The organism is Micromonospora sp. NPDC047187 (assembly GCF_040643355.1).
In the GTDB taxonomy this organism is placed as follows: domain Bacteria; phylum Actinomycetota; class Actinomycetes; order Mycobacteriales; family Micromonosporaceae; genus Micromonospora; species Micromonospora salmantinae.
Genome location: NZ_JBEYUF010000001.1, coordinates 923,330 through 935,136, shown reverse-complemented (window position 1 = coordinate 935,136; position 11,807 = coordinate 923,330). Strand labels below are relative to the sequence as shown.

Below are 11,807 nucleotides of genomic sequence, written 5' to 3'. Positions count from 1 at the left end.
GACAGTCTGGGTGCCCGGCGTCTCGGGTACGCGAACTCGCCCCGTCCGGTGATGACACCGGGCGGGGCGAATTCGAATGGGGACACCGATCAGTGCTTGCCCACGAAGATGCCGATGCCGTTGGCGACCAGACGCTCCGTACCGTCGGACGGGCTGTTGCGGGCGGTGGCCGCGGTCTGGCCCGGCTCGCGGACGGCGACGGTGCTCGACCCGCCGCCGTCGAGGTTCACGGCGGCGTCCGCGCCGAACGAGCGCATCAGGTCGGCCAGTTCGGCGATCGTGAACCCGGCGCTGGCCGCGCGAACGAGCCGTACGTGACGCCGGGGGCGAGCTGCGCGGTCGAGGTGATGGTGATCGGGGTGCCCGTCGCGGGTACGGTGGCGGTCGCGGCGTGGGCGACGCCGGCCGGCGTGACGAGCGCGGTGAGTCCCGCCGCGAGCAGCAGCGCCAGACGTGGGCGCACGAGGTGCAGTGCCCTCATTGCCGCTCCTTTCCTGGTGCGTTCCTGGCCTGGGCCGGGATGGTCGAGCCGGGCCGGCGGTTGACCGGGCCGGCGATGATCTTCCTGGTCAGCCGATCATCCGGACGTGAACCGCCCGCACCGTCTTGATCAACTGCCGAAGTGGCCGGATCGGGTCAGCACGTCTCCGGGTGTGCCAAAAAGTTTTGTGCATTTCCTACAACTGAGGGACGGTGGGTTCGGTGGTTGCGCCATAGCGCTGGCCGCCGCCACGCGGAAAGGTGATCACTGCTGGGAGCCGTCGTCTCCCGGCACGCAGGTCGAGGTCTAGCTAAGGGGTTCTTCGGGTGTTCAACCGTGTCGCCATCGTCAACCGTGGTGAAGCTGCCATGCGGCTCATCCACGCGGTCCGCGAGCTGGCCGCGGAGACCGGCATCCAGCTCGAAACCGTGGCTCTCTACACCGATGTCGACCGAAACGCCACATTTGTCCATGAAGCGGACATTGCCTACGATCTCGGCCCGGCGTCCGCCCGCCCGTACCTCAACCTGGCGGTGCTGGAGCGCGCCCTGACCGAGACCGGTGCCGACGCCGCGTGGGTCGGCTGGGGCTTCGTCGCCGAGGATCCGGCGTTCGCCGAGCTGTGCGAGAAGATCGGCGTCACCTTCGTCGGGCCGAGCGCGGACGCCATGCGCCAACTCGGCGACAAGATCGGCTCGAAGCTGATCGCCGAGGAGGTCGGCGTGCCGGTCGCGCCGTGGAGCCGCGGCGCCGTCGAGACCCTCGCCGCCGCCCGGGCCTCGGCAGCCGAGGTCGGCTACCCGCTGATGCTGAAGGCGACCGCCGGCGGCGGCGGGCGCGGCATCCGCGTGATCAGGAACGAAGCCGAGCTGGTCGACGCGTACGAGCGCACCAGCCAGGAAGCGGCACGGGCGTTCGGCAGCGGCATCGTGTTCCTGGAGCGCCTGGTCACCGGGGCTCGGCACGTCGAGGTCCAGGTGATCGCCGACGGGCAGGGCACCGCGTGGGCGCTCGGTGTCCGCGACTGCTCGGTGCAACGACGCAACCAGAAGGTCATCGAGGAGTCGGCGTCGCCGGTGCTCGACCCGGCGCAGGCCGCCGAGCTGAAGACGTCGGCCGAGCGCCTCGCCGTGGCTGTCGGTTACCGAGGCGCGGCGACCGTCGAGTTCCTCTACCACCCCGGGGACCGGTTGTTCGCCTTCCTCGAGGTCAACACCCGCCTCCAGGTCGAGCACCCGATCACCGAGCTGACCACCGGGTTCGACCTGGTCAAGGCGCAGCTGCACGTCGCCGCCGGCGGGCGACTCGAAGGTGCGCCGCCGGCCGAGCGCGGGCACGCCATCGAGGCGCGGCTCAACGCCGAGGACCCCGACCGCGACTTCGCCCCGTCCCCCGGCCGCATCGCCCGGCTGGACCTGCCCAGCGGCCCCGGCATCCGGGTGGACACCGGCGTCAGCGAGGGTGACACCATCCCTGCCGACTTCGACTCGATGATCGCGAAGATCATCGCGTACGGCCGTGACCGCGACGAGGCGCTCGGCAGGCTGCGCCGGGCGATGGCGAACACCACGGTGATCATTGAAGGTGGGGCGACGAACAAGAGCTTCGTGCTCGACCTGCTCGACCAGCCCGAGGTCATCGACGCCAGCGCGGACACCGGCTGGATCGACCGCGTCCGCGGCGAGGGCCGCCTCGTCACCCACCGTCACTCCGCTGTCGCCCTGGCCGCCGCCGCCATCGAGGCGTACGAGGAGGAGGAGCGCGTCGAGCGGCAGCGGCTGCTGTCGACGGCGGCCGGCGGGCGCCCGCAGGTGCAGCACGCCAGCGGCCGACCGTTGGACCTCAAGCTGCGCGGCGTCAGCTACCGCACCCGGGTGGGACGGGTCGGCGCGCACCGGTTCCGGGTCGGCATCGAGACCGGCCCCGTCGTGCGCACCGCCGACGTCGAACTCGACCGCTTCGACCGGCACACCGGGCAGATCGTCGTCAACGGCATCCGCTACCGCCTGCTCACCGGCACGTACGGGCCGACCCACCTGGTCGAGGTGGACGGCGTGACGCACCGGGTCAGCCGGGACGAGGGTGGCGTCCTGCGTTCCCCGATGCCCGCGCTGGTCGTCGCCACACCACTGGAGGTCGGCGCGGAGGTCGAGGCGGGCGCGCCGGTGCTGGTGCTGGAAGCGATGAAGATGGAGACGGTGCTGCGGGCGCCGTTCAAGGCGCGGCTCAAGGAGTGCGCCGTGTCGGTGGGCAGCCAGGTGGAGGCCGGTGCGCCGCTGCTGCGCCTGGAGCCGCTCGCGGACGACGCCGAGGAGACCGCTGACGACCCGAGCACCGAGACCGTCGAACTGGACCTGCCCACCGCCACCACGGACATCCCGGCGTACGAGCGCAGCAGGCGCGGCCAGGAGGACCTGCGGGGTCTGCTGCTCGGCTTCGACGTCGACCCGCACGACGACCGCCGGGTGCTCGACGACTACCTCACCGCGCGGCGGACGGCCACCGAAGCCGGTCAGCGGCCCCTGGCCGCCGAACTCGACCTCATCGAGGTGTTCGCCGATCTCGCCGAACTGAGCCGCAACCGGCCGACCGGCGAGGACGGCGGCGCCGCCCACGTGCACAGCGCCCGGGAGTACTTCCACACCTACCTGCAGAGCCTCGACGTCGAGCGGGCCGGGCTGCCGGACGCCTTCCAGACCAGGCTCGGCAAGGCGCTCGGCCGGTACGGCGTCACCGACCTGGACCGCACCCCCGCCCTCGAAGCCGCCGTCTTCCGGATCTTCCTCGCCCAGCAGCGCGCCTCCGCGGACGCACAGGTCATCGCGGCGCTGCTGCGCGCATGGCTGCGGGAGACCCCGCCGGACGAGACGCTGCGCGAGCCGGTCGGCCTCGCGCTGGAGCGGCTGATCGCCGCGACGCAGGTCCGCTTCCCAGTGGTCGCGGACCTCGCCCGCGGCGTGGTGTTCGCCTGGTTCGCCCAGCCACTGCTGCGCCGCAACCGCGCCCGCGTCTACGCCGAGGTCCGTGGGCACCTGCGGCACCTCGACGCGCACCCGGACGCCCCGGACCGCGGCGAGCGTGTCGCCGAGATGGTGCGCAGCACCGAGCCGCTGGTCCGGCTGCTCGGCCAGCGGCTCGTCCGCGACCACCTCGACAACGCGGTCATGTTGGAGGTGCTGACCCGGCGGTACTACGGCAACCGGTCGCTCACCAGCGTGCGTACCCGCGAGGTCGCGGGCTGCACGTTCGTGGTCGCCGAGCGCGCCGACTCCAGCGTGGTCTCCGCCGCGGTCAGCTTCGACGCGCTGGGCAGCGCCCTGCGCGGGCTGGCCGAGCTGGCCACCGGCGAGGACGCCGTGGACGCCGACATCTACCTCGGCTGGGAGAACCAGCCGGAGGACTTCGACGCGATGGCTGCCGCGCTGGCCGAGGTCATCGCCGCGCACCCGCTGCCACCCCAGGTCCGTCGGGTCACCACCACAGTCGCGGGTCGCGGCGGAGCGGTGATGCACCACCACTTCACCTTCCGCCCGTCGGGCGCCCAGTTGACCGAGGACCGGCTGATCCGTGGGCTGCACCCGTACATCGCGCAGCGCATGCAGCTGGAGCGGCTGCACAAGTTCGACCTGACCCGGCTGCCGTCGTCGGACGAGGAGGTCTACCTCTTCCAGTGCGTGGCCCGGGAGAACCGGGCCGACGAGCGCCTCGTCGCGTTCGCCCAGGTGCGTGACCTGACCGAGCTTCGCGAGCAGGACGGCCGCCTGGTCGCGCTGCCGACGACCGAGGACGCCATCGCCGCCTGCCTCGACTCGATCCGCCGCGCCCAGTCGCGGCGGCCGTCGAAGACGCGCTTCAACACCAACCGCATCGTGGTCTACGTGTGGCCGCCGAGCGAGCTGACCCGCGAGGAGATGGAGATGATCGCCGGGCGGGTCCGCCCGACGACCGCGGGCGCCGGCCTGGAGGAGATCCTGTTCATCGCGCGCCAGCGCGACCGCCGGACCGGCGAGCTGACCAGGATCGCCGTACGGATCTCGTTCGACGCCGCGGGCGGCGCCGAACTGGCCGTCGGGGAGCCGCCGGTCGAGCCGCTCGAGCCGCTCGACGAGTACCGGCTCAAGGTGCTGCGGGCCAGCAGCCGCAACACCGTGTACCCGTACGAGCTGACCGGCCGCCTCGGCGCCTTCGTCGAGCACGACCTCGACGACGACCACGTGTTGGTGCCGGTGGACCGGCCGAAGGGCCGCAACAGCGCCGCCATCGTCGCCGGAGTCGTCACGACGCCGACCGAGCGCTACCCCCAGGGTGTCACCCGGGTGGTGCTGCTCGGCGACCCGACGAAGTCGCTGGGTGCCCTGTCGGAGCCGGAGTGCCGGCGCGTGATCGCCGCACTGGACCTGGCCGAGCGGATGCAGGTGCCGCTGGAGTGGTGGGCGCTGTCCGCCGGGGCCCGGATCTCGATGACCTCCGGTACGGAGAACATGGACTGGGTGGCAGCGGCGCTCAAGCGGATCGTCGAGTTCACCCAGGCCGGCGGTGAGATCAACATCGTGGTCGCGGGCATCAACGTCGGCGCGCAGCCGTACTGGAACGCCGAGGCGACGATGCTCATGCACACCAAGGGCATCCTGGTGATGACGCCCGACTCGGCGATGGTGCTCACCGGCAAGCAGTCGCTCGACTTCTCCGGTGGTGTGTCGGCTGAGGACAACTTCGGCATCGGCGGCTACGACCGGGTGATGGGGCCGAACGGGCAGGCGCAGTACTGGGCGCCGAACCTGACGGCCGCGCGGGACGTGGTGATGGCGCACTACGACCACACGTACGTCGCGCCCGGCGAGGACGCGCCCCGGCGGGCGGTCACCACCGACCCGGTCGACCGCGACATCTCCGGCTTCCCGCACGACGTGGCGGGCAGCTCCTTCGCCACCGTCGGGGAGATCTTCTCCGTCGAGTCCAACCCGGACCGCAAGAAGCCGTTCGACATCCGTACGGTGATGCGGGCCCTCTCCGACCAGGACCACCCGGTGCTGGAGCGCTGGGCCGGCATGGCGGACGCGGACACCGCTGTCGTGCAGGACGTCCACCTCGGTGGCATCCCGGTCTGCCTGCTCGGCATCGAGTCCCGGTCGGTGCCCCGGCACGGCTTCCCGCCCACCGACGGCCCGGACACCTACACGGCGGGCACGCTGTTCCCCCGCTCGTCGAAGAAGGCCGCGCGGGCGATCAACGCGGCCAGCGGCAACCGGCCGCTCGTCGTGCTGGCGAACCTGTCCGGCTTCGACGGCTCACCGGAGTCGATGCGCAAGCTGCAACTGGAGTACGGCGCCGAGATCGGCCGGGCGATCGTGAACTTCCGGGGGCCCATCGTCTTCTGCGTCATCTCGCGCTACCACGGCGGTGCGTTCGTGGTGTTCTCGAAGGCGCTGAACCCGAACATGACGGTGCTGGCGCTGGAGGGCTCGTTCGCCTCGGTGCTCGGTGGCGCACCCGCCGCCGCTGTGGTGTTCTCCGCCGACGTCAACGCTCGTACGGCTGCCGACCCGCGGGTGCGGGACCTGGAGACCCGCACGGCCGCCTCGGCCGGCACCGAACGCGCGGCGCTGACCGCGGAGCTCGACGAGCTGCGCTCGTCGGTGCGCGCGGAGAAACTCAGCGAGGTGGCCGCGGAGTTCGACAGGGTGCACAACATCCACCGCGCCGTCGAGGTCGGCTCGGTTGACGCCGTCATCCGCGCCGCCGAGCTGCGTCCGCGCATCATCGAGACCATCGAGGCCCGCCTGGGGTAGAGCGGTCGATACGCCCGCACCACGTCAGCGCCACCGGTCTGCGGCCGGTGGCGCTGACCGTTCGGGTGGCGCCCTGCTGCGAGGTCCGGCTGAGCGCTGCGTTCAGCGCGACGGCGGTGTCCGAGCCGGGGTGCCGCTGCAGCCCTCGGGTCAGGTGGCGTGTCGAAGCAGTTCGTGAAGGAGCGTGACGACCTCGTCGGGGGCGAGGTCCATGGCGTTCTCACCGACGCTCACCTCGAACGAGCACCGGTCCGGATCCGGCGCGGAGCGTACGCGGCCGAACAGCTCCACCCCGTCGGCGGCGAGCAGGGCGTCGGCGGCCCGCGCCGCGGCGTCCGGACCGATCGGAAGGTGGACGTGGAACAGGGGCGTCTGCGGCGGGTCCGGGAAGGCGCGGGCAGTCCCGTCGGCGTTGATGGCCGCCGCGATCGCCACCGCGTGCTCCCGGTGCGCCGGCAGCCGGGGCAGCAGGGTGTCCAGGCCGTGCATCGCGGTGAGCGCCAACGGCCAGGCGTCGTAGACGTCGCCGCCGAGCCGTCGGCGCCACACCCGGGCCTCGGCCACCAGGGCGGCGTCTCCGGCGAGCGCGGCACCGCCGACGCCTTGCAGTCCCTTGTAGAACGAGACGTACCCGCTGTCGAACAGCGCGACGATCTCGGCGAACGGACGCGCGTAGTACGTCTGCGCCTCCCACAGGCGCGCACCGTCGAGGTGGATGGCCGCGCCGCGCTCACGCATCGCTGCGGTCTGGGCGACGAGGTCGTCCCACTCCGGCAGCAGCCCCCCGATGTCGCGTTGCGGCAGCTCCCAGACCACCGCCGCGAGCGGTTCGGCGACGGCGGCGAGATCGGTCAGGGTCATCAACCGGTGGCGGTCGCCGACGGGCTGGAAGCGCAGCCCGTGCACCACGGCGTACCCCTGTTGCTCCCAGACCTCCAGGTGACACTGCGGATGGGCGGCGAAGGCCCGCCGGCCGCGCCGGTCGGCGTGGATGCGCACTGCCACCTGCTGCGCCATCGTCCCGGTCGGGAAGAACAGGGCTTCGTCAGTGCCGAGCAGGGATGCCACGCGGCGTTCGAGTGCGGCCACCGGCCCGTCCGGTCCGTTCGGCGGCGTGGCCGGGTCGACCTGGGCCAGCATCGACCGCAGCAGGTCGTACGGCCGACGGCGCAGCTCCGAGTGCAGAAAGAGGGAACGCCGCACACTCATGGCGGCAGTATCCACCCTCAGCCGGTTCGTCGCCCGTGGCTCGGGTCGGTGTCGGCCTGCCAGGCGGCGACGAGATCCTCGCGCGCCCGGGCGACCCGGGAACGGATCGTGCCGACGGGGCACTGGCAGACGTCCGCCGCCTCGGCGTAGGACAGGCCGAGCACCTGGGTGGCGACGAACGCCTCGCGGCGCTCCGGGGTCAGTCCGGCGATCAACCGGTGCAGGGTCACACCCTCGTCGGCACCGGCGGTGATCGCACCGGCGGCCTCGGCAGCCGCCTGCCAGTCCGGCACCGACGCCAGCCTCGGCCGGGCCACCGCCGTCCGGACGTGATCCACGGCAACGCGCCGGGCGATGGTGAACACCCAGGTACGGGCCGACGATCGCCCGGCGAAGCCGGGCAGGTTCCGAATCGCCCGCAGGAACGTCTCCTGGGTCAGGTCGTCGGCCTCTCCCGGCCCGGCCAGGTGCGACAGGAACCGCCAGACCTGGTCCTGCAGTGCCCGGATGAACGCCGTGGCGGCCTGCCGGTCACCCTGGCCCGCCTCCCGCGCCCACCGGGTCACCTGGTCGTCGTCAGCGACGCCGTTCCGCACAGACCACCGTCCTGTGTGCCACGGGCGCTCCTTCATGCCGAGAGGTCGTCGTCGGAACGCCGCCGGTCGGCCGCGCACTCTGGTGGTCGCCGGCCGGTCCGGAAAAGTTCCCGAGGTTCCACGTTTCGACTGATCTCGCGGATGTCCGAGGTGACGGGAACCGGTGCCGCTCAGCTCGCGACGGGCTGGTCCGCGCTCTCGCGTTCTCGCGGGACCACGGGGTCGGGCATGCTCCACGAGCGCCACAGCGTGCTGTACCCGCCCCCGGCCCTGAGCAGTTCGGCGTGCGTGCCGTGCTCGGCGACGCGCCCCTGGTCGAGGACGACGATGCGGTCCGCGGTGGCCGCCTGGCTGAGTCGGTGGGCGACGATCAGCGTGGTACGGCCCTCGGTGGCCGCCACTGCGGCGCGGTCGAGGTCGCGCGCGCCCGCGCTGCCCGCCTCGGCGGTGGCCTCGTCGAGGACCGCGACGGCCGGATCGGCGAGGACGAGGCGGGCCAGGGCGAGCTGCTGGGCCTGGGCCGAGGTGAGCTGCCGCCCACCCTCCCCCACCGCCGTGGTGAGGCCGTCCGGCAGGGTCCGCACCCACTCGGTGGCGCCGACGAGGTCGAGGGCGGCGGCGATCTCGGCGTCGGTGGCATCCGGGTCGGCGAGGCGCAGGTCGTCGGCGAGCGGCCCGGCGAAGACGTGCACCTCCTGGCTGATCAGGGCGATCTCGCGACGGAGGCGGTGCTCGCCGAGCTGTGTCAGCGGCACGCCGCGCAGGGTAACCGCGCCGTCGGTGGGCACGATGATGCCCGCGATGATGCCGGCGAGGGTGCTCTTGCCCGCGCCGCTCGCGCCGACCAGGGCGACGCGCTCCCCGGGTGCGAGACGCAGGCCGATGTCCCGCAGCACCACCGGCCCGTCGTCGTAACGGTGCTGCCCGACGGTCACCTCCAGGGCCGCCGGTGCGCCCCGATCATGGCGGGTGGGCTCGGTGCCGGCGGGGGCCGCGGTGTCGGGCAGGGTGGTGACCCCGACGAGTCGGGCCAGGCTGGCCCCGGCCTGCAACACCGAGTCCGACTCGAACAGCAGCAGGCCGATGGGGTTGAAGAGGCGGTGGAAGTAGAGGGCGGCAGTGGTGGCGGCGCCGACGGTGGCCAGGTCACCGCGGACCAGCAGGAAGCCGGCGAGCAGCACGGCGGCGAGCCCCACGAACTCGGAGCGGTTGATGCGCAGCCCGAAGCGGGTGTAGAGACCGAAGATCTCCAGCGACAGGTCGCGGGCGACGCCGGAGCGCTCCGCGATCCGCGCGACGTGGGCGTCCTCCATCCGGTAGGCGCGCACTGTGGCCGCGCCCCGCAGCGCCTCGGCCGTCGCCTGCGCGCGCTCGCCCGTCGCCACCCGCTCGCGGGCGTAGTACGGCACCGAACGCTTCAGGTACCAGCGCAGCGCCACCGCGTACGCCGGGGCCGCGACCAACCCGGCGATGCCGAGCCGCCAGTCGAGGGCGAACAGCCCCGCCGCGGTCAGCACGACAGACAGCAGCGCGCCGAGGAAGGCAGGACCGCTGGTGGCGATCACGTTCGTCACCACTGCCACGTCGTCGCCGGCACGGGCCACCAGGTCCCCGGTCCCGGCCCGTTCCAGGGTGGCCGAGGGCAGGTGCAGCGCCCGGTCGAGGACCCGCTCCCGGAGTCGGGCCAGCACGGTCTCGCCGAGACGCGCGGCGACCGCCGCTCCGACCGCGGTGAGGAGCCCCGCGAGCACGGCGGCGCCGGCGATCACGCCGGCCCAGGCGATCACCCGGGGCGTGTCGGTCCCGGCGATGACGTCGTCGACGAGGCGCCCGAGGACCCAGGGCGCGACCAGCCCGGTCGCGGCGGCGGCGATCAGCAACGTGCCGGCGACGGCGCTGAGCCCCGGCAGGAGCGCCAGCTCGGTACGGAGGGCGGCCCAGGTCTGCCGGCCGGTGGCCGTCGGCAGCAGGTGCCGGGTGATCGGCTCGGACGTCATCGCAGGGTTTCCTCCCGGTAGCGGGCGTCGCTGGCGAGCAACAGCTCGTGCGGACCCTCGGCGACGATCCGTCCCCGGTCGATCACCGCGACCCGGTCGGTGATCCGCAGCAGCGCCGGGCTGGTGGTGATCAGCACCGTGCCGCGGGTGCCCGCCCCGCGCGCCTCGGCCAGCCTGGTGGCGAGCAACCCCTCGGTCACCGCGTCGACAGCGGTGGTGGGGTTGTGCAGCACCAGCACCGGCGGGTCGGCGACCAGTGCCCTCGCCAGCCCGATCCGCTGCCGCTGCCCACCGGAGAGGTTCGCCCCGCGTTCGGTGAGCAGGCGGTCGAACCCGTGCGGGTGCGCGGCGAGCACGTCCTCGGCCGCGGCGGCCCGCACTGCGGCACGCAGCACCTCGTCGTCGACGGAGGCGCCGGCGCTGATGTTGGCGCGCAGCGTCCCCTCGAAGAGCGCCACGTCATGCTGCTCGACCAGGACCACGGCGCGCGCGGCGTCGATGTGCAGCTCGTCGGCGGCCACGCCGTCGACGCGGACGGTGCCCTGGTGGTCCGCGCGGGGCACCAGGCCGGCCAGCAGAGCGACCAGCGCCTCGGCCTCGCTCGGGTCGTAGGCGAGCACACCCAGGATCTCACCGGCGCGGACGTGCAGGCTGACGTCGTCGAGGCCCGCGTACGAGACCCCGTCGAGGACGAGCCGGGACGGGCTCGGGGCGGGCGGCCCGGCGTCACCCGGCTGGACGACCGGCGCGGCGCCGAGGACCCGGGCGACCCGCCCCGCGGAGGCTCGGGCCATGGCGAACAACTGGACGCAGTACCCGAGCGTCTGCACCGGCTCGGCGATGAACTGGGCCAGCCCGACCACGGCGACGAGCTCGCCGATGGTGAGCCGGCCCTGAAGGGCGAGCCAGCCGGCGACTCCGGCGACCGTCGCGAGGAAGAGGCCGTTGACAGTGGTGGTGAGCCCGAGGTGCAGGCCCTTTGTGGTGGCGGCGCGCAGGGTGACGTCGAGCGCGTGCCGGCTGGCTCCCGCGTACCGGCGGGCGGCGTGGTCCTGTGCGCCGATGCCGCGCAGCACGCGCAGGCCGCTGACGAGGTCGACGGCGAGGGCGGTCGTGGCGGCGAGCGCCTCCTGTTGCGACGTGCTGCGCCGGGTGAGCAGCGGCGCCATCCGCTGGAGGGCGACGACCAGCAGGGGTACGCCGATGAGCACCCCGAGGCCGAGAGGGATGTCGACGACGAGCAGCGCGACGGCCGCGACCACGATGGCGGTGAGCGCCGCGGCGGTGAGTCCCGCGACCCGCACGACGAGCGCGGACAGCTCGGCGTCGGAGGCCGTCACGGACAGCAGTTCGCCGTCGCGCATGCCCGACCGCCGTCCGCGCGGGTCGAGGGCGCTGCTGACGATCTCGACCCGGGTGGCGTGCGCCTCGTGTTCGACGGCGGCGAACGCCAGTCGTGCGCCGGCCCGGTAGGCGAAGGCGAGCACTGTGAACAGGGCGGCCAGGCCGGCCAGCGAGAGCAGCAGGGCGCTGACGTCCCCGGTGGCCACCGCACGGTCGATGATCACGCCGATGGCGACCGGGACGAGGGCTTCGGTGGCCTGGTGGGTGCAGAGCAGCGCGATGCCGGCGGCCACCCGGGCGCGCTGTCGACGCAGCGCGCGACGGAGCACCACGCCACCGGTGGTCTCGGCGACTGTCATGCTCGGATCGATGAGGGCACGGCGACAGACTC

7 protein-coding genes are annotated in these 11,807 nt (G+C 73.1%); 1 reads left to right on the top strand and 6 read right to left on the bottom strand.

The window, feature by feature from the left end:
• Positions 1-89: 89 nt before the first annotated feature.
• Together ABZ794_RS04050 and ABZ794_RS04045 are read right to left on the bottom strand one after the other, a co-directional pair.
• The gene (locus ABZ794_RS04050) at positions 90-257 is read right to left on the bottom strand and encodes a phosphodiester glycosidase family protein (RefSeq protein WP_210781449.1); all 168 of its coding nucleotides are present in this window, start codon (positions 255-257) and stop codon (positions 90-92) included.
• Positions 257-481, bottom strand: a complete 225-nt coding sequence (locus ABZ794_RS04045) for a hypothetical protein (RefSeq protein ID WP_210781450.1) — start codon at positions 479-481, stop codon at positions 257-259. Before ABZ794_RS04045 ends, ABZ794_RS04050 begins: the two co-directional genes overlap by 1 nt.
• A gap of 326 nt (positions 482-807) precedes the next feature.
• Between ABZ794_RS04045 and ABZ794_RS04040 the strand changes: the two genes are divergently transcribed.
• Positions 808-6,270: a carboxyl transferase domain-containing protein gene (locus tag ABZ794_RS04040; RefSeq protein WP_357514099.1), complete on the top strand. Its 5,463-nt coding sequence runs from the start codon at positions 808-810 to the stop codon at positions 6,268-6,270.
• Between the two features lie 150 nt (positions 6,271-6,420).
• Here the strand turns inward: ABZ794_RS04040 and ABZ794_RS04035 are convergent, their stop codons facing one another.
• From ABZ794_RS04035 to ABZ794_RS04020, 4 genes are all read right to left on the bottom strand, one after another.
• Positions 6,421-7,479 (bottom strand): beta-eliminating lyase-related protein, encoded by a 1,059-nt coding sequence (locus tag ABZ794_RS04035; RefSeq protein WP_357514097.1) that lies wholly within the window; start codon positions 7,477-7,479, stop codon positions 6,421-6,423.
• Positions 7,480-7,496: 17 nt separating this feature from the next.
• Positions 7,497-8,075, bottom strand: coding sequence for a sigma-70 family RNA polymerase sigma factor (locus ABZ794_RS04030; protein WP_238689976.1), 579 nt, complete (start codon positions 8,073-8,075; stop codon positions 7,497-7,499).
• 170 nt (positions 8,076-8,245) lie between these two features.
• Positions 8,246-10,072, bottom strand: coding sequence for an ABC transporter ATP-binding protein (locus tag ABZ794_RS04025; RefSeq protein WP_238689975.1), 1,827 nt, complete (start codon positions 10,070-10,072; stop codon positions 8,246-8,248).
• On the bottom strand, positions 10,069-11,775 hold the full coding sequence (locus tag ABZ794_RS04020) for an ABC transporter ATP-binding protein (RefSeq protein ID WP_357514094.1): 1,707 nt from the start codon (positions 11,773-11,775) through the stop codon (positions 10,069-10,071). The genes ABZ794_RS04025 and ABZ794_RS04020 overlap by 4 nt, the downstream gene beginning before the upstream one ends.
• Positions 11,776-11,807 lie beyond the last annotated feature (32 nt).